General features: G+C 66.1%; 18 protein-coding genes. 7 read left to right on the forward strand and 11 right to left on the reverse strand.

The window, feature by feature from the left end:
- Positions 1–183: 183 nt before the first annotated feature.
- The 5 genes from ccoG to ccoN all read right to left on the reverse strand — a co-directional run bounded on the left by ccoG (position 184) and on the right by ccoN (position 5,256).
- Complete coding sequence (gene ccoG / locus BM052_RS05375; RefSeq protein WP_091144153.1) at positions 184–1,644, reverse strand: cytochrome c oxidase accessory protein CcoG; 1,461 nt, start codon at positions 1,642–1,644, stop codon at positions 184–186.
- A gap of 77 nt (positions 1,645–1,721) precedes the next feature.
- Positions 1,722–2,672, reverse strand: coding sequence for a cytochrome-c oxidase, cbb3-type subunit III (gene ccoP / locus BM052_RS05380; protein ID WP_091144155.1), 951 nt, complete (start codon positions 2,670–2,672; stop codon positions 1,722–1,724).
- The gene (locus BM052_RS05385; RefSeq protein WP_091144158.1) at positions 2,665–2,835 is read right to left on the reverse strand and encodes a cbb3-type cytochrome c oxidase subunit 3; all 171 of its coding nucleotides are present in this window, start codon (positions 2,833–2,835) and stop codon (positions 2,665–2,667) included. Before BM052_RS05385 ends, ccoP begins: the two co-directional genes overlap by 8 nt.
- On the reverse strand, positions 2,832–3,581 hold the full coding sequence (gene ccoO / locus BM052_RS05390; protein ID WP_091144160.1) for a cytochrome-c oxidase, cbb3-type subunit II: 750 nt from the start codon (positions 3,579–3,581) through the stop codon (positions 2,832–2,834). Before ccoO ends, BM052_RS05385 begins: the two co-directional genes overlap by 4 nt.
- 28 nt (positions 3,582–3,609) lie before the next feature.
- A complete protein-coding gene (ccoN, locus tag BM052_RS05395; protein ID WP_091144163.1) occupies positions 3,610–5,256 on the reverse strand; it encodes a cytochrome-c oxidase, cbb3-type subunit I in 1,647 nt (548 codons plus the stop codon).
- A 230-nt stretch (positions 5,257–5,486) separates the two neighbouring features.
- Here ccoN and BM052_RS05400 point away from each other — a divergent pair, with 230 nt between their 5' ends.
- From BM052_RS05400 to gltX, 4 genes are all read left to right on the forward strand, one after another.
- On the forward strand, positions 5,487–6,185 hold the full coding sequence (locus BM052_RS05400; RefSeq protein WP_091144460.1) for an OmpW/AlkL family protein: 699 nt from the start codon (positions 5,487–5,489) through the stop codon (positions 6,183–6,185).
- Between the two features lie 206 nt (positions 6,186–6,391).
- Positions 6,392–7,261 (forward strand): cytochrome b/b6 domain-containing protein, encoded by an 870-nt coding sequence (locus BM052_RS05405; RefSeq protein ID WP_091144166.1) that lies wholly within the window; start codon positions 6,392–6,394, stop codon positions 7,259–7,261.
- Positions 7,258–8,022 carry a molybdopterin-dependent oxidoreductase gene (locus BM052_RS05410; RefSeq protein ID WP_091144169.1) on the forward strand — a complete coding sequence of 255 codons (765 nt, stop codon included), beginning with the start codon at positions 7,258–7,260 and terminating at the stop codon, positions 8,020–8,022. Before BM052_RS05405 ends, BM052_RS05410 begins: the two co-directional genes overlap by 4 nt.
- A 34-nt stretch (positions 8,023–8,056) precedes the next feature.
- Entirely contained in the window at positions 8,057–9,394 is a 1,338-nt protein-coding gene (gltX, locus tag BM052_RS05415; protein WP_091144170.1) for a glutamate--tRNA ligase, read from the forward strand.
- A gap of 203 nt (positions 9,395–9,597) precedes the next feature.
- Here gltX and BM052_RS05420 read toward each other — a convergent pair whose 3' ends face one another.
- From BM052_RS05420 to BM052_RS05430, 3 genes are all read right to left on the reverse strand, one after another.
- Positions 9,598–10,380: a 3-hydroxybutyrate dehydrogenase gene (locus BM052_RS05420; RefSeq protein WP_091144173.1), complete on the reverse strand. Its 783-nt coding sequence runs from the start codon at positions 10,378–10,380 to the stop codon at positions 9,598–9,600.
- Positions 10,377–11,540, reverse strand: coding sequence for a patatin-like phospholipase family protein (locus BM052_RS05425; RefSeq protein ID WP_091144175.1), 1,164 nt, complete (start codon positions 11,538–11,540; stop codon positions 10,377–10,379). The genes BM052_RS05420 and BM052_RS05425 overlap by 4 nt, the downstream gene beginning before the upstream one ends.
- A 237-nt stretch (positions 11,541–11,777) precedes the next feature.
- A complete protein-coding gene (locus tag BM052_RS05430; RefSeq protein WP_091144177.1) occupies positions 11,778–14,531 on the reverse strand; it encodes a [protein-PII] uridylyltransferase in 2,754 nt (917 codons plus the stop codon).
- Positions 14,532–14,741: 210 nt separating this feature from the next.
- On the opposite strand from BM052_RS05430, the gene lgt reads away from it, so the two are divergent.
- From lgt to BM052_RS05445, 3 genes are read left to right on the forward strand one after another with little or no spacing between them, the layout of a single operon-like run.
- Complete coding sequence (gene lgt / locus BM052_RS05435; RefSeq protein WP_091144180.1) at positions 14,742–15,650, forward strand: prolipoprotein diacylglyceryl transferase; 909 nt, start codon at positions 14,742–14,744, stop codon at positions 15,648–15,650.
- A complete protein-coding gene (locus tag BM052_RS05440; protein ID WP_091144181.1) occupies positions 15,650–16,705 on the forward strand; it encodes a class I SAM-dependent methyltransferase in 1,056 nt (351 codons plus the stop codon). Before lgt ends, BM052_RS05440 begins: the two co-directional genes overlap by 1 nt.
- Complete coding sequence (locus BM052_RS05445; RefSeq protein WP_091144183.1) at positions 16,702–17,193, forward strand: DUF2306 domain-containing protein; 492 nt, start codon at positions 16,702–16,704, stop codon at positions 17,191–17,193. Before BM052_RS05440 ends, BM052_RS05445 begins: the two co-directional genes overlap by 4 nt.
- Positions 17,194–17,208: 15 nt before the next feature.
- On the opposite strand, the gene BM052_RS05450 is transcribed toward BM052_RS05445, so the two are convergent.
- From BM052_RS05450 to gltB, 3 genes are all read right to left on the reverse strand, one after another.
- Complete coding sequence (locus tag BM052_RS05450; RefSeq protein WP_091144185.1) at positions 17,209–17,910, reverse strand: Crp/Fnr family transcriptional regulator; 702 nt, start codon at positions 17,908–17,910, stop codon at positions 17,209–17,211.
- Between the two features lie 189 nt (positions 17,911–18,099).
- Positions 18,100–19,533 (reverse strand): glutamate synthase subunit beta, encoded by a 1,434-nt coding sequence (locus tag BM052_RS05455; protein WP_091144187.1) that lies wholly within the window; start codon positions 19,531–19,533, stop codon positions 18,100–18,102.
- A gap of 125 nt (positions 19,534–19,658) precedes the next feature.
- On the reverse strand, positions 19,659–24,311 hold the full coding sequence (gltB, locus tag BM052_RS05460; protein ID WP_091144191.1) for a glutamate synthase large subunit: 4,653 nt from the start codon (positions 24,309–24,311) through the stop codon (positions 19,659–19,661).
- Positions 24,312–24,516 lie beyond the last annotated feature (205 nt).

Raw genomic sequence — 24,516 nt, forward strand, 5'->3', positions numbered from 1 at the left:
GGTTCAGGGTGAGCGGATCTTGGTTCAGGTTTCGGATGCCTATGCCGATATGCCTGGATTGCGACTGTTCTGCCCTCCGCTTCAAGGGAATGGTCGGGGTCTTTCCGCCAACGCCGCGCCTGGACGAAAGCCTCCAGCCCCGCAAAGGGAGGGGAGATAAATGGCCATGATCGCGACTCGGGCTCATCGTTCGCCTTCCGGGCTGTCGAACTGCACTTCGGATCTGTCCGCCTCGCGCGGTTCGCCCACCGCCTGCAGGGTGAAGGCGAATTCCTGGGCGGCGCTGCCCGCCGGAGCGACGACGTAGACGCGCACGCCTTGCGTTTCGTCGGCCGGCACCGTGCGGATCAGGCTGCGGCGCGCCTGATCCCTGGCCATGTCCTCGGTCCACATCGCGGCGCCAGGCAGGCCCTGGATCGCGATCTCCATCCGGCGCGGCCGCCCCTCCATGTTGCGCAGGCGCAGCGTGTAGGCATTGCGGACCGAACCGTCGCTCATCAGGATATACGGCGGACTGCGATCCTTGGCCACCGTCAGATCGGTGTGGACGCGGATGCCGAGCAGGAACAGCAGGCCCAGACCGATCGCCGACCACACGCCGAAGTACAGGATCGTGCGCGGCCGCCAGATCAGCTTGAGGTGGCGCGTCGGCGGCTGGCCCGCCTTCTCGCGCTCGGCATCCTCGAGCGTGGCGTAATCGATAAGGCCGCGTGGCCGGCCCGTCTCGTCCATCACCCGGTCGCAGGCGTCGATGCACAAGCCGCAGGTGATGCAGCCGATCTGCGGCCCTTCGCGGATGTCGATGCCGGTAGGGCAGACCGCGACGCACTGGTTGCAGTCGATGCAATCGCCGAACTGGCCGGGATTCTTCTCCGCCTTCTTGACCGAACCGCGCGGTTCGCCGCGCCAGTCCTTGTACGTGACGATCAGGCTCTTCTCGTCCAGCATCGCGGTCTGGATGCGCGGCCAGGGGCACATGTAGATGCACACCTGCTCGCGCATGAAGCCGCCGAGCACGAAAGTGGTCATCGTCAGCACGAAGGTCGTCCCATAGGCAACCGGCGCGGCAGTGCCGGTCCAGAACGCATGCTGGAGCGTGGGCGCATCGGCGAAGTAGAAGATCCAGGCGCCGCCGGTGGCGAAGCTGATCGCCAGGTAGACGGTCCACTTGGCCAGCCGGCGCGCGATCTTGGCAGGGCCCCAGGGTGCCTTGTAGAGGCGGAACCGGGCATTGCGGTCGCCATCGAAGAAGCGATCGACGTGCTGGAACAGGTCGGTCCAGACCGTCTGCGGACAAGCATAGCCGCACCAGGCGCGCCCCACCGCGCTGGTGACGAGGAACAGCCCGATTCCCGCCATGATGAGCAGGCCGGCCACGAAGTAGAACTCCTGCGGCCAGATCTCGATGCTGAACATGTAGAAACGGCGGTGGGCAAGGTCGATCAGCACGGCCTGGTCGGGCGAATAGGGGCCGCGATCCCAGCGGATCCACGGCGTGCCCCAGTAGATCGCCAGGCAGATCACCATGATCGCCCACTTGATGCGGCGGAACCTGCCGTCGATGCGCCGATTGAAGACCGGCTCGCGCTTGGCATAGAGCGAAAGCGGCCGGTCCTCGGTCTTGATGGCTTCAGGTCTGTTCATGTCCGTTGTCCGCCCGTATGTTCGTTGGGGGGCTGAGCGGCCCGGGGAAGTGCGACCCTTCCGGGGCTGACCGCGGGCTACCGCGCCGCGGTGGCTTCAGCCTCCGGTTTCATGCCCATTTGCGCTGGAGCCGCCGGCGCGGTGAATTCCTCGCCGCCGCCCAGCGAGTGGACGTAGGCTGCCAGCATCTTGATCGTCACCGGATCGAGGCGGTTGCCCCAGGCCGGCATCACGCCGTGGCGCGGATTGGCGATCTGCGCGCCGACCGCGGCGCGGGTGCCGGCGTAGAGCCAGATCGCGTCGGAAAGGTTGGGCGCGCCGAACTGACGGCCGCCCGTGCCACCCGGCCCGTGACAGACCGCGCAATTGGCCTCGAAGACCGCCATGCCGCGGCGCGATGCGGCGCTGGCCTTCTCCTTGCCCGACAGGCTCAGGACGAAGCTGGTCACGTCCTGAATCTGGTTCGGGGCAAGCAGGCCGTCCCCGCCGGCGCTTGGGCCGAAGACCGGCATCTGGCTCATCCGCGTCGCGGCATCGCCAGGCTGGCGGACACCGTTGGTCAGCGTGGCCTCGATGGTCTTGAGATCGCCACCCCAGAGCCAGTCGTCGTCGTTGAGATTGGGAAAGCCGTTGGAGCCCGCCGCACCGGCGCCGTGGCACTGGACGCAGTTGACCTTGAAAGCGGCCGCGCCGCCGGCGACCGCCGCGTGCATCAGTTCCGGATGCCGGGGCAGTTCCTCGATCGGCATGTCCCGCAGCGCCGCCACGGTCCTGGCGCGATCGGCGGCGGCGGACGCCAGCTCATTGTCGAGCTGACCGCGGCTGGACCATCCGAGCAAGCCCGCGGTCGCCTTGTGGATTCCGGGAAGGGCCGGATAGGCGATCACATAGCCGATCGCGAAGACGATCGTCGCATAGAAAGTCCAGAGCCACCAGCGCGGCAGCGGGGTGTTGAGTTCCTCGATCCCGTCCCACTCGTGGCCGACGGTTTCGGTGTTGGTGGCTTCATCGACGCGCTTGTTAGCCATCGTTCTCGTCCTTGAAGATCATGGTGGCGGCCTGGTGGTTCTTGGCGCGCGCGCCGGGCCGGAAGGGCCAGGCGACCAGCACCAGAAAGACCAGCAACATCGCCAGCAGGCCCCAGCTGTCGGCCAGGTGCCGCAGCGTGTCGTAAGTGGAATGCGCGCTCATCGGCCCCGCTCCGATGCCAGCTCTTCCTGCGCGGCGGCCCCGTTCACGTCGACCAGGGTGCCCAGCATCTGCAAGTAGGCGACCAGCGCGTCCATCTCGGTGACGCGGGATGGATCACCGTCGAAATCGCGGAGCTGCGCCTTCGGATAGCGCTTCTCCAGGTCCCCGGCATCGGCCTCTGGATCGGCCTGCGCCTTGAGGTCCGCCATGGCCATCTCGATGTCCTTGTCGGTATAGGACACGCCCACCCGGCGCAGCGCGGTGAGGCCGGCGGCGGCGTCGGGAACGTTCAGGTCGTTCTCGGCCAGGAAGCCGTACTTGGGCATCACGCTTTCGGGCACCACCGACTGCGGGTTCCTGAGGTGCTGCACGTGCCACTCGTCGGAATAGCGGTTGCCCACCCGCGCCAGGTCCGGCCCGGTGCGCTTGGAGCCCCACTGGAAGGGGTGGTCGTACATCGATTCGGCGGCCAGGCTGTAATGCCCGTAACGCTCGACCTCGTCGCGGAAGGGACGGATCATCTGGCTGTGGCAGACGTAGCAACCCTCGCGCACGTAGATGTCGCGGCCAGCCTGTTCGAGCGGGGTGTAGGGGCGCATGCCCTTCACCTTCTCGATGGTGTTGTCGATCCAGAACAGCGGCGCGATCTCGACGATGCCGCCGATGGCGACGGTGACGAGCGCGGCGAGTCCCATGAGCGTGACGTTCTTTTCAAGCGTCTTGTGCCGTTCGGCCATGGTGGTCATTGTTCGTGTTCCCTGTTCGTCGCGCGCATCAGGCGGTTGCAAGGATGGGCTTGTCGGCCGCGGGGTCGTAGGCGGCATCGCGCATCGGCGCTTCCTCGCGCAGCTTGCCGAGGATCGTCGCCCAGACGTTGACCACCAGGATCACCGCGCCCGAAAGGTAGAGCAGGCCGCCAAAGGCGCGCAGCGCGTACATCGGGTGAAGCGCGGCGACGGTATCGGCGAAGGCGTTCACCAGATAGCCGTCCGGGCCGTATTCGCGCCACATCAGGCCTTGCATGATGCCGGCCACCCACATGCTGGCCGCGTAGAAGACGATGCCCACCGTCGCCAGCCAGAAGTGCCAGTTGACCATGCGCAGCGAATAGAGCCGCTGGCGGCCCCACAGGCGCGGCACCAGGTAGTAGATCGCGCCGAAGGTAATCATGCCGTTCCAGCCCAGCGCGCCGGAATGGACGTGGCCGATGGTCCAGTCGGTGTAGTGCGAGAGCGAGTTGACGCTCTTCACGCTCATCAGCGGGCCCTCGAAGGTGCTCATGCCGTAGAAGGCGAGCGCCATCACCATCATGCGGATGATCGGGTCGGTGCGGACTTTGTCCCAGGCGCCGTTCAGCGTCATCAGCCCGTTTATCATGCCGCCCCAGCTCGGCATCCACAGCATGACCGAGAAGACCATGCCCAGCGTCTGCGCCCAGTCGGGCAGCGCGGTGTAGTGGAGGTGATGCGGCCCGGCCCAGATGTAGAGGAAGATCAGCGACCAGAAGTGGATGATCGACAGGCGATAGCTGTAGATCGGGCGCTCTGCCTGCTTGGGCACGAAATAGTACATCATCGCCAGGAAGCCGGCGGTCAGGAAGAAGCCGACCGCGTTGTGGCCGTACCACCACTGCACCAGCGCACCCTGCACGCCGCCGAACAGCGGATAGCTCTTCGAACCGAAGAAGCTTACCGGCACGTCGAGGTTGTTGACCACGTGCAGCATGGCGACGGTGAGGATGAACGCCAGGTAGAACCAGTTGGCGACGTAGATGTGCGGTTCGGAGCGCTTGATGATGGTGCCGGCGAAAACGACCAGGTAGCAGACCCAGACGATCGTCAGCCACCAGTCCACGTACCATTCGGGCTCGGCGTATTCCTTGCTCTGGGTGACGCCCAGCAGGTAGCCGGTGGCGGCCAGCACGATGAACAGCTGATAGCCCCAGAACACGAAACGCGCGAGGCCGGGAAACGCGAGCCGCGCACGGCAGGTGCGCTGGACGACGTAGAAGCTCGTCGCGATCAGGGCGTTGCCGCCGAACGCGAAGATCACCGCCGAAGTGTGCAGCGGGCGCAGCCGCCCGAAGTTCAGGTACGGCTCAAGGTCCAGCACCGGCCAGGTCAGTTGCAAGGCGATGAACAGGCCGGCGGCGAAACCCGCCATGCCCCAGAACACCGTGGCGATCACGCCCCAGCGCACCGGATCGTCATCGTACTTGCCTTCGTCGGGCATCTTGAGAACGCCGCGGGCGATCGCCGAATAGTCGGCGCCACCGATGGTGAACCACAGGGCGATCAGCGCCGCCAGGGCAACGATGCCCATGTGGATCGCGAAGCCCCCATCCGCCGCGAGCGCGACCCCGATGACGGCAAGGAATAGCACGGCAAGCCACAAGCCTGCCCGCGCGAGGACCGTTACCATATACTTCTCTTTCGAGATTGTTGCTGAACCTGTCCGGTGCCTTGGAAGCAAACGGCACGGATCACATTGACGGGAATCAAAACGCCCCAGTATCCGTAATTTCCCTCTGAATTCCGCCGATTTGCGCGCGATCAATTCAACTTGGCGACAACTGGAGGATAGGCCGGATCGCAGCCGTTCAAGAGGGGGGACCGCACGGTGCGGCCCCGGCGGCGATGAAAGACAAGACTATGCGCAAGATCATGATGCTCGCCGCGCTCGGCGCGGCTACCGCGCTTGCCACCCCGGCCATGGCCGGCAGCCCCGATGGCAAGATCCAGGTCAAGGTCCTGGGAACCGCGGTCCTTCCCGACGGCGGAATCGACAAGATCAAGTATATCGATTCGGGCCTCGCCGGAACGCTGGGCGAACTCGGCGTCAGCGATGTCGACGCCAAGGCGAACGACAATGTCGTGCCCACGCTGGCGGTCGAATACTTCTTCAGCAAGGCCATCTCGGTCGAAACGATCTGCTGCTTCACGCAGCATCACGTCGACGGCGCGGCGGACCTGGCCGGCACCAACCTCGTCAACCACGTGCTGATCCTGCCCGCCACGGTCACCGCGAAGTTCCACCTCGACACCGGCGGTCCGATCAAGCCCTATGTCGGCGCCGGCCCGGCGCTGTTCCTCGTGTTCGGCGAGAAGCCGGGTTCCACCGCCCGGGCGCTGGGGGTGGACAAGGTCAAGATGTCGAATTCGCTGGGCGCCGCGTTGCAGGGCGGCGTCGATATCGCGCTGGGCAACAGCGGCATGGGCCTCTCGCTTGATGCCAAGAAGTATTTCATGAAGCCGACCGCGAAGTTCTACGTCTCCGATACCAAGGTGCTCGAAACCAAGCACAACCTCGATCCCTGGGTGCTGAGCGCGGGCGTGACATATCGTTTCTGATCGCTTCCGCGTTTTCCTGACCGGGACGCATAAGGGGGGCCGCGAGGCCCCCCTTCTTTATGCGCGACGATGAAACCCCGCAGGGAATTTGTCTTGCCCGCCGCCGCGCCTTGCAGCACCATTCGCGGCCTGATGCAATGGACCATGCCGCCAGCATCGGGAAGGCCGGGGAGGATGTCTATGCCTGAGCTTGGGAACCTCATCGCATGAGCGAATCGGTCGTAGCCGGCACGTTCCCCCGGGGTGGAGAACTGTTGAAGCGCCACCGGCTCTCGACGCGGATCTGGCACTGGGTCAACGCGGTGACGCTGTTCGTGATGTTGTTGAGCGGCCTCATGATCTTCAATGCCCACCCCCGCCTCTACTGGGGCGAATACGGCGCCAATCCCGATACCCCCTGGCTGAAGATCGGCTCCGCGCGGACCGGGCCGGGCGAGTCCGGCTATCTCCAGCTCGGCGGCGCGCGAATCGAGACCACGGGTGTTCTCGGCATCTGGACGGACCAGGACGGCAACCTGCAACGCCGCGCCTTCCCGTACTGGGCGACCATCCCCTCGCGCTACAGCCTTGCCGGGGCGCGGATCTGGCACCTCGCCTTCGCCTGGGTGCTGGCGCTGGGCCTGCTGTTCTATCTCCTGTGGTCGCTGGTCACCCGGCACCTCCAGCGCGACATCCACATCACGCGTGCCGAGTGGCGGCCCACGCATATCTGGCACGATATCAAGGAGCACGCCCGCCTGCGTTTCCCCACCGGGGCGGCGGCGCTGAAGTACAACGTGTTGCAGAAGATCGCCTATGCCGGCGTACTGTTCGTGCTGCTGCCGCTGATGATCCTGACCGGGCTGGCGATGTCTCCCGGCACCGATGCCTGGCTGCCGGCGGCGAGCGAGCTGTTCGGAGGACGCCAGTCGGCACGATCGGTGCATTTCATCTGCGCGTTCCTGCTGGTGCTGTTCTTCCTTGTCCACATCGCCATGGTCGTGCTGGCCGGGCCCTTCAACGAAGTGCGATCGATGATAACCGGCCGCTATCGCCTCCCGCCCGAAAGGTCCGCCCCGAAGGAAACAGGCCAATGAGCCGCCTGATCCTCTCGCGCCGCACCCTGATCCGCGCCGGCGCGGCCGGGGCGGGGAGCCTGCTGCTGTCCGGCTGCGACAAGCTTTTCGAGAACCCGACCTTTCGCGGGACGCTGGAAAGCGCCGAGGATCTGCACCAGGCCGCCCAGCGCGCGCTCGGCCGCGATGCCCTGGCGCGCGAATTCGCCGCGTCCGACATGTCGCCGGCGTTCCGCGCCAATGGCAGCCGCGAGGTGGCCGATCCCGCCTATCGCCGGCACTTCGCGCAAGGGTTCGCGGAGTGGTCGCTGCGGGTAGACGGGCTTGTCGACAAGCCGCTTACCCTGCCGTTCACCGCGCTCAAGGCCTTCCCGCAGCGCACCCAGATCACCCGCCACGACTGCGTCGAGGGCTGGAGCGCGATCGGCCAGTGGACCGGGCCGCGCCTGGGCCCCATCCTCGATCTCGCCGGGCTCCGCCCGCAGGCCAGGTACATCGTCTTTCACTGCGCCGATCTCTACCATGGGCGGCCTTACTACGAATCGATCGACCTCATCGATGCTTTCCATCCCCAGACGATCCTTGCCTGGGGCATGAACGGCAAGCCGCTCGAAGAAGCTCACGGCGCCCCGCTGCGCCTCAGGGTGGAAAAGCAGCTGGGCTACAAGCACGCCAAGTTCGTCACCCGCGTAGAGGCAGTCGCCACGCTTGGCGGCATTCACGGCGGCAAGGGCGGCTACTGGGAGGATAACGGCGCCTACGCCTGGTACGCCGGGATTTGACGCGGGGCCCCGTTGCGCCGTAATCGCCGCGCCCATGACCGTCACCACCCGCTTCGCTCCCTCGCCCACCGGGCACCTGCATGTCGGCAATATCCGCACGGCGCTGCACAACTGCCTGCTTGCGAAACAGGCGGGCGGGCGGTTCCTGCTGCGGATCGACGATACCGACGCGGCGCGCTCCCGGGAGGAATACGTCGAGGGGATACGCGCGGATCTGGCCTGGCTGGGCATTCATCCCGAAGGCGAGGAGCGCCAGTCGGCGCGCTTCGACATCTACGAGCGCGCGTTCGAGCGGTTGCGGGCAGCGGGGCGGATCTATCCGTGCTGGGAAACGCCGCAGGAACTGGAGCTCAGGCGCAAGGTCCTGCTCGGACGGGGCCTGCCGCCGATCTACGACCGCGCGGCGCTCGGCCTTTCCGAAGAGGAGAAGGCGGCGAAGATCGCGGCCGGCGACATGCCGCACTGGCGCTTCCTGCTCGACCGCGAAAGCGCGATCGCATGGCTCGACGGCGTTCGCGGGCCGCAGCATTTCGACCCGGCGCAAATGTCCGATCCCGTCATCCGCCGCGCCGATGGATCGTGGCTCTACATGCTGCCTTCGGTGATCGACGATATCGCCATGGGCGTGACCGACATTCTGCGCGGCGAGGACCACGTCTCCAACACCGCCACGCAAGTGCAGATGTTCACCGCGCTGGACGCGCCGGTGCCCCGCTTCGCGCACGAGGCGCTGCTGGTGGGCACCGAGGGCAAGCTGTCCAAACGGCTGGGCTCCCTGGGCGCCGCGCACTTTCGCCAGGCGGGGATCGAACCGCAGGCGCTGACGGCGCTGCTGGCGCGGCTGGGAACCTCCGATCCGGTCGATCCCGCGCTGGGGCTGGAGCAGCTGGCGGCCACGTTCGACCTATCGCATTTCGGCCGCGCGCCGGCTCGCTTCGACGAGGCTGAGCTGCAACGGGTCAATGCCGCGGTCGTCCATGCGCTGCCCTTCACGGCGGTGGCCGATCGCCTGCCGGAGGGGATGGACGCCGCCGCCTGGGAAGCGGTGCGGCCCAACCTTGCGCATGTCCACGAGGCGGCGGACTGGTGGCGGGTGGTGACCGGCCCGGTCGCGACCTGCGCCTTCCCGGAAGAGGACCGCGCCTATCTGGCGCGGGCGGCGCAAGTGCTCTCCGCGCTCGATTGGAGCGAGGGGGTGTGGAAAACGCTGACCGAAGCGCTCAAGGCGGAGACCGGGCGCAAGGGCAAGACGCTGTTCCTGCCGCTGCGCGCCGCGCTCACCGGCATGGACCACGGCCCGGACATGGCCGCGCTGCTCCCGCTGATCGGGCGCGACGCGGCGCTGGCGCGGCTGCGGATCCCGGCGGACTGATTTCGCGATCGAGCCGTTGACTCCGATCAAAGGACTCGGCCGCGAATCGTCCTAGTTTTGCTTCTGCCGGGCTTCAGGGTCATGCAGGGGGCTTTCCCTGGAGCCCGGCCGTTTCCGCAAGGGGGGCAAACGGGGGCAGGCCGGGTCGCGTCGGGGGGCGCGACCCGGCATCAACCTGTGGGGCCGGCCTGCCGCGGCCGGCCTTACTCCATGAACCAGCCGTGGCTTGCCACCAGCGACTGGCCGGTGAGCGCATTGGTTTCGAAAGCGGCGAAAAACAGCGCGACTTCGGCGATGTCCTCCACCGTGGTGAATTCGGCGTCGACGGTCTGGCCCAGCATGACGCGGCTGACCACTTCCGCCTCGGAAATGTCGAGTTCCTTCGCCTGCTCGGGAATCTGCTTGTCGACCAGCGGCGTGCGCACGAAACCGGGGCAGATCACATTGGTGCGCACCCCCTTCCGGCCGCCCTCCTTGGCGATGACCCGCGAGAGGCCGAGCAGCCCGTGCTTGGCGGTGACATAAGCGCTCTTGAGCGGGCTGGCCTCCTTCGAGTGGACCGATCCCATGAAGATGATCGAGCCCGATCCTTGCGCGTACATGTGCGGCAGGCAGGCCTTGGAAGTGAGGAAGGCCCCGTCGAGATGGATCGCGAGCATCTTCTTCCAGTCGGAAAAGGCGAACTGCTCGACCGGGTTGACGATCTGGATGCCCGCGTTGGAGACCAGCACGTCGACCGTGCCCCAGGCGTCGACAACCGCCCGCACGCCGGCGTTCACCTGCTCTTCGCTGGTCACGTCCATGGCTACCGCCATGGCCTCGGTCCCGTACCTGGCCTTGATGTCGTCGGCGGCCTTGCGGGAGGCTTCGAGGTTGAGGTCGGCGATGGCGACCTTGCCGCCTTCCGAGGCGTAGCGATGCGCGATCGCATTGCCGATGCCGCTGGCGGCGCCGGTGACGATGCAGACCTTGTCCTTCAGTTTCATGCGGGTTCTCCGGTAGGTGGGGTCAGCGGCTTCGAAAGTCGATCGCCGGCCAGGTCAAAAGTGATGATCTCGTCCGGCTTGAGGGCGCGGCCGGTCCAGTCGGGATGATCGAGCGAATAGAGCGCGTCGGCCTTGCCGGCGGCCCAGTGCTCGGTAATGGTCATGCGCGAGAACTCGTAGTCCTTCGAATTGGTTTCGTAGGTCTCGCCGCGATTGATGAGGTGCATCACCGCCACCGCGCCATCGGGCGTGCAGGCCAGCAGTTTCGCCAGGTCCGGATCATCCTTCAGCTCCGGGGGCAGCTTCTTCGCGAGCCGCCCGGCGGCGGCCTGCATCTTCTGCAGCTGCTTCGACATGTCGGTGCCCAGGCGCGTGCGGCTGGAGAAGCGGATGTCCTTCTCGCGCTGGGCGACGTCGGCCATGGTGCGGGGCACGCTCCCGCGTGAAGAGAACAAGTCCACCTGGAATATGGTCATCTCGCATTCCGGGCGATTGTCGAGCACGTATTGCAGCGGGGTGTTGGAGACCAGGCCGCCGTCCCAGTACCACTCCCCGTCGATCTGGACGGGCGGGAAGCCCGGGGGCAAGGCGCCGCTCGCCATGACATGTTCGGGGCCGATCTTGCGGTGGCGATTGTCGAAATAGGCGAAGTTGCCGTTGAGCACGTTGACCGCGCCGACCGCGAAACGGGTCTCGGCATGGTTGATGCGATCGAAATCGACCAGTTCCAGCAGGGTCGAACGCAGCGGCGCGGTGTCGTAATAGCTCAGCCGGCCAAACTCCGTCGGCCATTCGGGCAATGGCATGGGCAGGCGGGGATTGAAGAAGCCGGGAATGCCGAAGAACGCGACGAACTGCGCCGAAGCTTCGTTGAAGGCGCGTCGCACGAAGCCGATCCGCTCGTCGAGGCGATAGGGCAGTTCGGAGGAAACCATGTCCCAGAACCGGCGCAGCGCGGGGAGGCGGTCTTCAGGCGCATTGCCGGCGATGAGCGCCGCATTGATCGCTCCGATCGAGATGCCCGCCACCCAGTCGGGCGCGATGCCCTTCTCGGCCAGCGCCTCGTAGACGCCTGCCTGGTAGGCGCCAAGCGCACCGCCGCCCTGGAGGACCAGCACGCGCTGCGAATCTCGACGGCGGCGGTTGTCATGGGCGTTCATGGCAGTCCTGCACGGTAAGCGGGGCACGATGGGCAGCGTTGGGGAGGCGGCATGGGGGGCATGGCACAGGGAAATGTTGCAACGCAACAGGTAGGGCCCGGCGCGGCGTCTTGCAACGGCGGGACTTGTAACAGAGTGCACGGAGGCATCACCCCGCATGCCGCCATCCCGGCGGGAGGCCAGGCGGAAGACCGGCCAACCCGTACAGGTCGGGCCGAACCGCTCAGGCCGAACCGCTCAGGCCGCCACGTTCTCCGCGGTATTTTCGCTCGCCGCTTCCAGCAATCGCCGTTCGAGCGCCTTGAGGCGGCCGGGTGCCGTCAGTTTTTCGCCCAGCAGGTCGGTGACATAGAACGTATCGGCCGCGCGCTCCCCGTAAGTCGCGATATGGGCAGAGTGGACCATCAGCCTGGCTTCGAACAGCGCGTGGGCAAGCCGGTTGAGCAGGGCGGGCCGATCGCGCGAGTTGACCTCGACCACGGTGAAGCGGTTGGAGGCCTTGTTGTCGAAGACCACCCGGGGCCGCACTTCGAAAGCATCGGCGCGCGGCCGCGCATCGGGCTTGGCGACCAGCTGCGGCAGGATCTTGATGCGATTGGCCAGCGCGTTCCCGATCGAGGCGCGGAGCCTGTCGAGCTGGCTCGCTTCCTGGAACGGGCGGCAAAGCGGATCCTGCACCAGGAAGTTGTCGACCGCGCGGCCGGTGCGGGTGGTGTGGATGCGCGCGTCGATGATGTTGCCGCCGGCAAGGTGAATGCCGCCGGCGATGCGGTAGAACAGCCCCGGATGGTCGGACGCGATCACCGTCACCAGCGTGGCCCCGCGCGCCGGATAGTATTCGGTGAGGATCGACAGCGGATCGTTCCCGGCCGCCTCCAGCTGGACGAGGTTCTTGGCGATCACGTCCTCGGGCTCGGCGATCCAGTAGGCATCGCCCAGCATGCCGCCGATCTGCTCGATCAGCGCCGTGTTGCCCGGCGTCAGCGCCGCGACCGCCGCCTTCCTGGCCGCCACCCGTTTCTCGCGCCCGAACTCGGCATGACCCAGGCGCAGCCGCTCTTCGGCGGCGCCATAGAGTTCGCCGATCAGCTGACGCTTCCAGGAATTCCAGGTTCCCGGCCCCACCGCGCGGATATCGACGATGGTCAGCAGGGTGAGCTGGCGCAGCCGGTCGATGGACTGCACCACCTCCACGAAATCGGCGATGGTCTTGCCGTCGGACAAGTCGCGCTTGAAGGCGGTGGCCGAAAGCAGCAGGTGCTGGCGTACCAGCCAGGCGACCAGTTCCACCTCCTCCTCGTCGAGCCCGAAGCGCGGGCACAGCCTGAGCGCGATGTCGGCGCCGAGGTCCGAATGGTCTCCGCCGCGCCCCTTGGCGATATCGTGCAGCAGCACCGAAACGTAGAGCGCGCGGCGCGAGCGCACCTTGTGGATGATGTCATGCGCCAGCGGGTGATCCTGCTTGAGTTCGCCCTTCTCGATGCGGGCCAGCAGGCCGACGGCGCGGATGGTGTGCTCGTCCACCGTGTAGTGGTGATACATGTCGAACTGCATCTGCGCGTTGACGCGGCCGAATTCGGTGACGAAGCGGCCGAACACGCCGGCTTCGTTGAAGCTGCGCAATGCCACTTCGGGGTTGTTGCGGCTGGTCAGCAGTTCCATGAACAGTTCATTGGCGCGCTTGTCGCGGCGGACTTCGTCCTTAATCAGCACCGCATCGCGAGAGATCAGCCGCATGGTCTCGGGATGGATTTCAAAACCCTCCTTGTCGGCCAGCACGAAGATTTCGATCATTCGCACCGGATCGGCCGCAAACCAGTCCTCCGAGGGAGCCTTGATGCGCCCGCCGAACACCCTGTAGCCCTTGAGCACGCGCGGCTTGGCGCGGAAGCCGGCGAGCAGGCCGCGCGGCGTCTTGCGGGCGAACTGCTCGTCAAGCTGGGCCAGGAACACGCCGGTGAGGTTGCCCACCATCTTGGCTTGCAGGAAGAACATCTGCATGAACCGCTCCACCGCGCTCTTGCCGGGCCGGTCCGAGTAGTTCATCCGCGACGCCACCTCGCGCTGGAGGTCGAAGGTCAGCCGGTCCTCGGCGCGGCGGGTGATCGCGTGCAGGTGGCAGCGCACCGCCCAGAAGAAGTTCTCCGCGCGGCGGAAGGCCAGGTATTCCTTCTTGGTCAGCAGGCCGACGCCCACGAGTTCGCTGGGATCGCGCACCTGGTGGATATACTTGCCGATCCAGTAGAGCGTGTGGAGATCGCGCAGCGAACCCTTGCCCTCCTTGACGTTGGGTTCGACGACATACCGGCTGTCGCCCATGCGCTTGTGGCGCTCCTCGCGCTCGGCCAGCTTCTCGACCACGAACTGGCGCTCGGTGCCCGAGACCACATCCTTCCAGAACCGCACGCGCGCTTCCTCGTAGAGGTCCTGGTCGCCCCAGACGTAGCGCCCCTCGAGCATGGCGGTGCGGATCGTCAGGTCCGATCGCGACATCTTCACCATCTCGTCGAGCGACCGGCTGGAGTGGCCGACCTTGAGCGAGAGGTCCCACATGAAATAGAGCATCGCCTCGATCACCTGCTCGCACCAGGCCGTCTGCTTGATCGGGGTGAGGAAGGCGATGTCGACGTCCGAGTGCGGCGCCATTTCGCCGCGTCCGTAGCCGCCGACCGCCATGATCGTCAGCCGCTCCCCCTTGGAGCGGTTGCTGGCGGGGTAGACGTGCTGGACCACGTGATCGTGAATCACCCGGATCAGCTGGTCCACCAGGAAAGCTTGCGCTTCCGCCACTTCGTGACCGGCGGAAGGCTTTTCGACGAGGCGACGGGCGATTTCCGTGCGTCCATCGTCAAGCGCCGCGCGCATCAGCTCGACGATCGCCTTGCGGCCCTTGGCCGCGCCATGCTCGGCGACCAGCGCGTCGATGCGCTCGACAAGCGCGCGCCTGTCGACGACGGAACGGGGAGAGGGAATGCGAATGACGCTGCTCATGAAGTGCGGCTTCTAGACGTTGGGGAAGCGCATTGAAAGGCGGCAGGAAGCGATCGCTGCGATCACTCCCCTTCGCCTTCCATGCGATCGGATTATGCCGCGCGAGGATGAAAACGCAGCTACCATCAAGGGACGGGCTATGCCAGAAGGCGGCGGTAACCGAGCCGTCAGGCCCGTGGACCGAATGACGCAGCGAGCGAGGTCGAAGACTTGTCCCTGATAACCCTGGCCCTCGCGGCCGCCGCCCCTGTGCACGAGCCGATTCACTGGGTGGACCTGGGCCTCAAGAACTACCTGTTCAGGATCGGAAGCTTCGAGCTGCGCTGGTATTCGCTGGCCTACCTGGCCGGCATCGTGCTGGGCTACTGGCACCTCATTCGCATGATCCGGGCGCCCGGCGCGCCGCTGGCGCAGCGCCACGCCGACGACCTGTTCTTCTATTGCACCCTGGGCATCATCCTGGGCGGCAGGCTCGGCTATGCGACCTTCTACACCGGCGGCAATACCGGCCTTCCCAGCCTCTGGCTGCATCCCGCCGATCTCGCTTCGCTGTGGCACGGGGGCATGAGCTTTCACGGCGGGCTGATCGGCGTGCTGCTCGCGCTTGCCTGGGTTTCATGGCGCGGCGGCCTGAACTTCCTGCGCGTGGCGGATTACATCGCGGTCTGCGTGCCGTTCGGGATGATGTTCGGGCGGCTCGCCAACTTCGTCAACGGAGAGTTGTGGGGCCGCGTCGTCGGCGATCCGAACCTGCCCTGGGCGATGATATTTCCCGACGCCGGGCCGCTGCCGCGCCATCCCAGCCAGCTCTACGAAGCCGGGCTCGAAGGCCTGCTGATGATCGTCATCATGCTCGCCCTGTTCTGGAAGACGCGCGCGCGTTTCCGTCCGGGGCTGATGGTCGGCGTCTTCACCGCCGGCATCGCCGCCGCGCGCTTCACGGTCGAGTTCTTCCGCGAGCCCGACGCGCAGCTGCAAACTTTCGCGCGCGAAACCGGGCTGTCGATGGGCCAGTGGCTGACGATCCCGCTGATCGTGCTGGGCCTGGTCCTGGTCGCCCGCGCGCTGGCGAAACCGGCGCTGGCGAGCGGTCGCCCCGCAAATCCCGCCGCCGCCTGATGGCGCCGGGCACGGAATCGCTGGCGGTCATCTTCCGAAGGTTGATCGCCGGCTACGGGCCGATCACGCTGCAGCACTACATGGGCGAATCGAACGCCCGCTATTATGCCGACAGGGACCCCCTCGGCAGCGAGGGCGATTTCATCACCGCGCCCGAGATCAGCCAGATGTTCGGCGAACTGATCGGCCTGTGGCTCGCGGACATCTGGATTCGCGCCGGGCGCCAGGAGGGCGCACACTACGTCGAGCTGGGGCCGGGGCGCGGCACCCTGGCGCGCGACGCCCTGCGGGCGATGAAGCGCTATGGGCTGGAACCCGCCGTGCATTTCGTCGAAAGCTCGGCCGCGCTCAGGGACATCCAGCGCACCGCCGTGCCGCAGGCGCAGTGGCATCATGACCTTTCCGACCTGCCGATGACCGGGCCGGTGCTGGTGGTCGGCAACGAATTCCTGGATGCGCTGCCGGTTCGCCAGCTGGTGAAGACACCGCAAGGCTGGCGCGAACGCATGGTCGATTTCCAGGACCACCGCTTCCTGCCCGTCGCCGGCGACAAGCCGATGGACGCGGCGGTGCCGCAGGACATGAAGGAGGCTCCCGATGGCACCCTTGTCGAGACCTGCCCAGGCGCGGCGGCCATCGTCGACGAGATCTCTGGGCGCCTGGTCGACCAGGGAGGCGCCGCGTTGCTGATCGATTACGGGCACGATCGAAGGCGGACCGGCTCTACCTTGCAGGCGCTCAAGGCGCATGCCAAGGTCGACCCCTTCGCGCTGCCGGGCGAGGCCGACCTTACCTGCCACGTCGATTTCGCCGCCATGGCCGATACCGCGCTCGCGCGCGGCGCGCGCCATCTCGGCACGGTGACGCAGGGACATTGGCTGCGGGAACTGGGGATCGAGACGCGGGCCGGGAACCTGGCCGGCTTCGCGCCGCAACATGCCGCCGCGATCCACGCGGCCAAGGAGCGGCTGATCGCGGCGGAGCAGATGGGGGGATTGTTCAAGGTCATGGGCCTCGCCGCGCCGGCCTGGCCCGATGGAGCAGGATTCCGATGACGACACCTTATCCCTCGACCTCGCCCGATCGGCTTGAGAAGCTGCTGGGCGCGCTGGCGCTGCTGATGCTCGGCTTCGTCGTCGCGGCGGTCCTGCGCGGCATGGACGAATGGCCGCGCATTCCCTTGGTAATCTGGCTGCATCTGACGACGATCGTCACGGCACTGGCGCTCACGCCGATCCTGCTGTGGCGCCGGCGCGGCACGCGCGACCACCGCGCGCTGGGCTATGCCTGGGCCGGTTCGATGCTGCTGACCGCGATCGACAGCCTGTTCGTGCGGACCATCAACCCCGGCCAGTTCAGCCCGATTCACGCGCTTTCGGTGCTGACGATCGTGCTGGTGCCGTCGCTGGTCCTCGCCGCACGCAGCCACAACGTGGCGCGGCACCGCCGGACGGTGCGGGGATTGATTATCGGCGCGCTGCTGATCGCCGGGTTCTTCACCTTTCCGTTCGAGCGGCTGCTGGGGCATTGGCTGTTCGGGTAGGGGAAGGGCGGGACCTCAGCCCGCCTCGGCGACCAGCGCCTCGAAATCAAGGATCGTCACCACGCGGCGCGAAGGCAGGTCGATCACGCCTTCGTTCTTGAGCCGGGTGAACTGGCGGCTTACCGTCTCGATCGTCAGGCCCAGCACATCGGCAATCTGCTGGCGCGAGAACGGCAGTATCAACTGGTGCTGGCCGGGCTTGTCGCCATCGGCCCCGCAGCCCGACCCACCCAACCGCTCGACCGTTTCGACCAGGAAGCTCGCCAGCTTCTCCGGCGCGGACTTGCGGCCCAGCAGCAGCATCCAGCGCCGCGTGCGATCAAGCTCGCCCAGGGTCCGTTCCAGCAGCTTGTGCTCAAGCTTGGGGTGTTCGCGCGCGAAGGCGTCGAAGTCGCGGCGCGAGAAGACGCAGACCTTGGCGTCGGTCAGCGCCGTCACGCCGTGGCCGGATTTGCCGCCGAACGGCCGGCCGATGAAATCGGATGGATAGACCACCCCGACGATCTGCTCCCGCCCGTCCTCGGTATTGGTGGAAAGCTTGAGCACGCCTTCGATGACGTTCGCGACGAGCACCGAATCCTCGCCTTCCCAGATCAGCGATTCACCCGGGCCGACCTTGCGGGTCCGTCCGATCGAATTGAGGACTTCAAGCTCCTTCGCATCGAGCGAAGCGCAAATCGCGCGGTTGCGAACGACGCAAAGGTCACAGTTGGACATAGTTGACGGATACCTGCGCCCAGAAATCATCGGAGGAAAATCATCTGACAAGGCCCCGATAGCGTAACCGGGAGAGCGTGAAAAGCATTCCGCCCGAAGCCGCGGCCCGCTCCAGCCGCGACGCAGCAGGGCGTGCGCTTCGAAGTGCACGCCCTGCGATCGGATTTCGGCCAATGAGCCCAGCGCGTCTCAGCGCGGCAGATCGCTGGCGCCCATCAGCATTTCGTCGACGGAGCGGGCGCACTGGCGGCCCTCGCGGATCGCCCAGACGACCAGCGACTGGCCCCGGCGCATGTCGCCGCAGGCGAAAATCCTGTCGTCGCTGGTCTGGTACTTCTCGGTGTCGGCCTTGACGTTGCCGCGCGGGTCCAGCTCGACCGCCGCCTGGTCGAGCAGGCCGGCCTTGCGCGGACCGGTGAAGCCCATGGCAAGCAGGATGAGGTCGGCCTGGAGCGTGAATTCGCTGCCGGGCATCTCCTGCATCCGGCCGTCCTTCCACTCGACGCGCACGCATTCAAGCGCCCTGACGTCATTGTCGCCGATCACACGCTTGGTCAGCACCGCCCAATCGCGCTGACAACCTTCCTCGTGGCTGGAGGAGGTGCGCAGCTTGAGCGGCCAGTTCGGCCAGGAAAGCGCCTTGTCCTCATGCTCGGGCGGCTTGGGCATGATCTCGAGCTGGGTGACCGAAAGCGCGCCCTGGCGATTCGAGGTGCCGACGCAGTCCGAACCGGTATCGCCGCCGCCGATGACGATGACGTGCTTGCCGGTCGCGGTCAGCGAACCGCGCGGGGCGGCGCGAAGCTCGTCGTCGCCAGCGTTGCGCTTGTTCTGCTGGGTGAGGAATTCCATCGCCAGGCGCACGCCGGGCAATTCGGCCCCCGGGATATCAAGCCGGCGAGCCGCCTCGGCGCCGCCGGCGAAGACGATCGCGTCGTAGTTTTCCTTCAGCGAATTCACCGACACCGAAACGCCGACTTCGACCGAAGTCTTGAACACCACGCCTTCGGCTTCCATCTGCGCCGCCCGGCGGTTGATGAGGTGCTTCTCCATCTTGAAGTCGGGGATGCCGTAGCGCATCAGCCCGCCGACACGGTCGTTCTTCTCGAACACGGTGACGGAGTGGCCGGCACGGGCAAGCTGCTGCGCGCAGGCAAGGCCCGCCGGACCCGAACCGACCACCGCGACCGACTTGCCGCTGCGCTTTTCCGGGGCCTTCGGCGTGATCCAGCCTTCCTGCCATCCCTTGTCGACGATCGCGCATTCGATCGACTTGATGGTGACGGGCTGGTCGATGATGTTGAGCGTGCAGGCCGCCTCGCACGGGGCGGGGCAGATGCGGCCGGTGAATTCGGGGAAGTTGTTGGTCGAGTGGAGGACTTCCAGCGCGTTGCGGAAATCATCCTCGTAGACCAGGTGGTTCCAGTCCGGGATGATGTTGTTGACCGGGCAGCCCGTGTGGCAGTGCGGAATACCGCAGTTCATGCAGCGCGACGCCTGCCCCTTGAGCGCTTCCGCGGTCAGGGGGACGACGAATTCCTTGTAATTGTGCAAGCGCGCCGTGACGTCGCCGTAAGTGCGATCCTGGCGGCCCAGTTCGAGGAAGCCGGTTTCCTTGCCCATCTTCTTTAATCCCAATGCTCAGATCGTTTCGTCATCGCGGAGCGGCGGGGCAATCCAGCGCGTTGCCGCGCCCGACCGGATTGCCTCGCTTCGCTCGCAATGACGAAGGACGGGAGTCCAAAGTCTTATTCTGCGGCCACCGAAGCGGCTTCCAGCCGTTCGGCCTCAAGTTGCCTGAGCGCGCGCGCATAGTCGCGCGGCATCACCTTGACGAACTTGCCGATGGTGTTCGACCAGTCGTCAAGCAGCGCACGGGCCCGCCTGGAGCCGGTGTGCAAGTGGTGACGTTCAAGCAGAATGCGGACGCGCTCGGCATCATGGCGCAGCATGTCGCCCATGCCCAGGTCGTTGACCCCGGCGGTGCGCTGCTGCGGGCGACCCCAGGAAGCCTCGGCGCCTCCATCCTCATCGGCCTCGGGCGAGATCTTCACGAGATCGACCATCGCCGTGTTGCACAGCTTGTCGAACACGCCGTCCTCGTCGAAGACATAGGCAACGCCGCCGGACATTCCCGCCGCGAAGTTGCGGCCGGTGCGCCCGAGCACCATCACGACGCCGCCGGTCATGTATTCGCAGCCATGATCGCCGCAGCCTTCGACGACGGCGATCGCGCCCGAATTGCGGACCGCGAAGCGCTCGCCGGCGACGCCGTTGAAGAACGCCTCGCCGGAAATCGCGCCGTAGAGCACGGTGTTGCCGACGATGATGTTCTGCAGCGGATCGCGGTCGACATGGACCGGCTGGCGCACGATCACGCGGCCGCCCGACAGGCCCTTGCCGACATAGTCGTTGGCATCGCCGGTCAGGTCCAGCGTGACGCCGTGGGCAAGCCAGGCGCCGAAGCTCTGGCCGGCAACCCCGGTGAGCTTCACGTGGATCGTGTTGTCCGGCAGGCCTTCATGCCCATAGCGCTTGGCCACTTCGCCCGAGAGCATCGCGCCGACCGTGCGGTTGACGTTGATGATCGGCTTTTCGATGCGCACCGCCTCGCGCTTTTCGAGCGCATCGGCGGAAGCCGCGATCAGCGCGTTGTCGAGCGCGTTCTCAAGGCCGTGGTCCTGCCTGCGGGTCCAGTTGAGCGAGGGGCTGTCACCCAGCGGGGCCTGGTAGAGGATCTTCGAGAGATCGATGCCCTTGGCCTTCCAGTGCGCGATGGCCTTCTTCATGTTCAGCCGGTCGACCCGGCCGACCATTTCGGCAACCGTGCGGAAGCCGAGTTCGGCCATGATCGCGCGCAGTTCCTCGGCGACGAAGAAGAAGTAGTTGACCACGTGCTCGGGCTGGCCGGTGAAGCGGGCCCGCAGGACCGGGTCCTGGGTGGCGACGCCGACCGGGCAGGTGTTGAGGTGGCACTTGCGCATCATGATGCAACCCGCCGCGATCAGCGGCGCGGTGGCGAAGCCGATCTCGTCGGCGCCGAGCAGCAGGGCGATCGCGACGTCGCGGCCGGTGCGGATGCCGCCGTCGGCCTGCACCGCGATACGGCTGCGCAAGTTGTTGAGCAGCAGCGTCTGCTGGGTTTCGGCAAGGCCGATTTCCCATGGCGAGCCGGCGTGGGTCAGCGAAGTCAGCGGCGAAGCGCCGGTGCCGCCTTCGTAGCCGGAGATCGTCACATGATCTGCGCGCGCCTTGGAGACGCCCGCCGCCACCGTGCCGACACCCACTTCCGACACCAGCTTGACCGAGATGCGCGCACGCGGGTTCACGTTCTTGAGATCGTGAATGAGCTGGGCGAGATCCTCGATCGAGTAGATGTCGTGGTGCGGCGGCGGCGAGATCAGGCCCACGCCCGGAGTCGAGTGACGCACCTTGCCGATGGTCTTGTCGACCTTGTGGCCCGGCAGCTGACCGCCTTCGCCGGGCTTCGCGCCCTGCGCCATCTTGATCTGGATGTCATCGGCATTGACGAGGTATTCGGTGGTCACGCCGAAGCGGCCCGAGGCGACCTGCTTGATCGCCGAACGCATCGAATCGCCGTTGGGCAGCGGCACGAAGCGATCGGGCTCCTCGCCGCCTTCGCCGGTGTTGGACTTGCCGCCGATCCGGTTCATCGCCATTGCCAGCGTGGTATGCGCTTCGCGGCTGATCGAACCGAAGCTCATCGCACCGGTGGCGAAGCGCTTCACGATCTCGCTGGCCGGCTCGACTTCCTCGATCGGAATCGCGGTTTCGGCCGGAACGAAATCCATCAGCCCGCGGATCGTGAGCATGCGGGTCGACTGGTCGTTGATGGTCTGCGCGAATTCCTTGTACTTTTCAGGAATATTGCCGCGCACGGCGTGCTGCAGCGCGCCGATGTTGGCCGAAGTCCAGGCGTGTTCCTCGCCGCGCACGCGCAGGCCATACATGCCGCCCACATCCAGCATCTTCGCGTAGATCGGGTTGTCGCCATAGGCCGCGGCATGGCGGCGCACCGCCTCTTCCGCGATCTCCAGCAAGCCCGCGCCCTCGATGGTGGTGGCGGTGCCGGTGAAGTACTTGTCCACGAACGCGCTCGACAGGCCGACCGCGTCGAAGATCTGCGCGCCGCAGTAGGACTGGTAGGTCGAGATGCCCATCTTGGACATCACCTTGCGGATGCCCTTGCCGATCGCGTAGATATAGTTCTTGCACGCCTGCTCGGCGCTCACCGGCAGGTTCTTGCGGGTGCGGATATCCTCGATCGTCTCGAAGGCGAGATAGGGATTGATGGCTTCGGCGCCGTATCCCGCGAGCACGCAGAAGTGATGGACCTCACGCGCCTCTCCGGTTTCCACCACGAGCCCGGTCTGCATGCGCAGGCCCTGGCGCACGAGGTGGTGGTGCACCGCCGCGGTCGCCAGCAGCGCCGGCATCGGGATGCGATTCGAGCCCTGGGCGCGGTCGGACAGGATCAGGATGTTCTTGTCCGCCAGCACCGCCTCGGTTGCGGCCCAGCACATCTCCTTGATCGCCAGTTCCAGGCCTTCGGCACCCGTCGCGGCATCCCAGGTGATGTCGATCGTCTCGGTGCGGAAGGCCCCGTCGAGCGCGGCCTCCACCGAGCGGATCTTGGCCAGGCCCTGGTCGGTGAGGATCGGCTGGCTGACTTCCAGGCGCTTGTGGGTGCCCGCGTCATGACCGAGCAGGTTCGGGCGCGGACCGATCATCGAGACCAGGCTCATCACCAGTTCCTCGCGAATCGGATCGATCGGCGGGTTGGTGACTTGCGCGAAGTTCTGCTTGAAATAGTCGTAAAGCAGGCGCGACTTGTGCGACAGCACCGGGATCGGCGTGTCGGTGCCCATCGAGCCGATCGGATCGTCGCCTTCGAGCGCCATCGGCTCCAGGAAGCGCGAGACGTCTTCCTGCGTGTAGCCGAAGGCCTGCTGGCGATCGAGCAGCGTGGTCGTCTCGGCCGGGATTTCCTCCAGCACTTCCTCGATCACGTCGAGGTCCTTGAGAATGTACTGCGCCTGGTCAAGCCACTTCTGGTAGGGTTCGGCATCGGCCAGCTTGGCCTTGATCTCCTCGTCCTCGATGATGCGGCCTTCCTCGAAGTCGATCAGCAGCATGCGGCCCGGCTGGAGGCGCCACTTGCGCACGATGTTGTCTTCCTTGATCGGAAGCACGCCGCTTTCCGACGCCATTACGCACAAGTCGTTGTCGGTGACGAGGAAACGCGCGGGGCGAAGGCCGTTGCGGTCCAGCGTGGCGCCGATTTGCCGGCCGTCGGTGAACGCGACGGCGGCCGGGCCGTCCCACGGCTCCATCAGCGCGGCATGGTATTCGTAGAAGGCGCGGCGCTTGGGATCCATCAGCGGATTGCCGGCCCAGGCCTCCGGGATCAGCATCATCATCGCGTGGGCCAGCGAGTACCCCCCCGCGAGCAGCAGCTCGAAGGCATTGTCGAGGCACGCGGTATCGGACTGGCCGTGCGGGATCAGCGGCCACATCTTGTCGAGATCGGCGCCGAGCAGCTCCGATTCCATCGTCCGGCGGCGCGCGTTCATCCAGTTCACGTTGCCGCGCACGGTGTTGATTTCACCGTTGTGCGCCATGAAGCGATAGGGATGCGCCAGCTTCCAGCTCGGGAAGGTGTTGGTCGAGAAGCGCTGGTGCACGAGGCCGAGCGCCGAGACGAAGTCCGGGTTCCTGAGATCGTCGTAGAACGAGCCGACCTGGGTCGCCAGCAGCAGGCCCTTGTAGACGATCGTGCGGCTGGAGAAGCTCGGCATGTAGAGCTCGGTCAGCCCCGGCAGGCCGTGCTTGATCGCCATCGCCTCCAGCGGGTTCTGCGTCTGCTTGCGGATCGCCAGCAGCTTGCGCTCGAACGCGTCCTGGTCGGCGCAGTTCTCACCCCGGCCGACGAAGCACTGGCGGACCACCGGCATCGATTCGATGACGGTCTTGCCCAGGCCATCGAGCGTAACCGGCACGTCGCGCCAGCCGATCAGCTCCTGGCCTTCCTTCTTGATGAACTTCTCGAACTTGGAGACCACGAAATCGCGTGCCGGCTCGTCCTGCGGCAGGAAGCACATGGCAACGGCGTAGTCGCCCGGCTGCGGCAGTTCGACACCCGCCCCTTGCGCCCACTTGCGAAACAGCCGGTCGGGAAGCTGCGTCAGGATCCCGGCGCCGTCACCCAGCAGCGGGTCCGCGCCCACCGCGCCGCGATGGTCGATATTCTTGAGGATTTCCAGTGCCTGGGTAATGATCGCATGGCTTTTCTCACCCTTGATATGGGCGACAAAGCCCACACCGCAGGAATCATGTTCGTTATGCGCATCGTAAAGGCCCTGGGGCTTAGGAAATCCCATCGATAGTAATCCGTCCTGTCATTTACCGGGATGCACCCTACACGTCGCAACTGGCGCGCACGAATCGTGCATCGGCTTCGCGCGACATAGGGGCCCCAAGGTCCCCATGACGATTAGACGGGAGTTTTGCAACCGCGAAGGCGGCGGCGGCGCAGGATTGCGCGCGTGGACGGCGGGAAATGCGGCATTTTATTATCGCAAGCCG

This window comes from Novosphingobium sp. CF614 (assembly GCF_900113255.1).
GTDB lineage: Bacteria > Pseudomonadota > Alphaproteobacteria > Sphingomonadales > Sphingomonadaceae > Novosphingobium.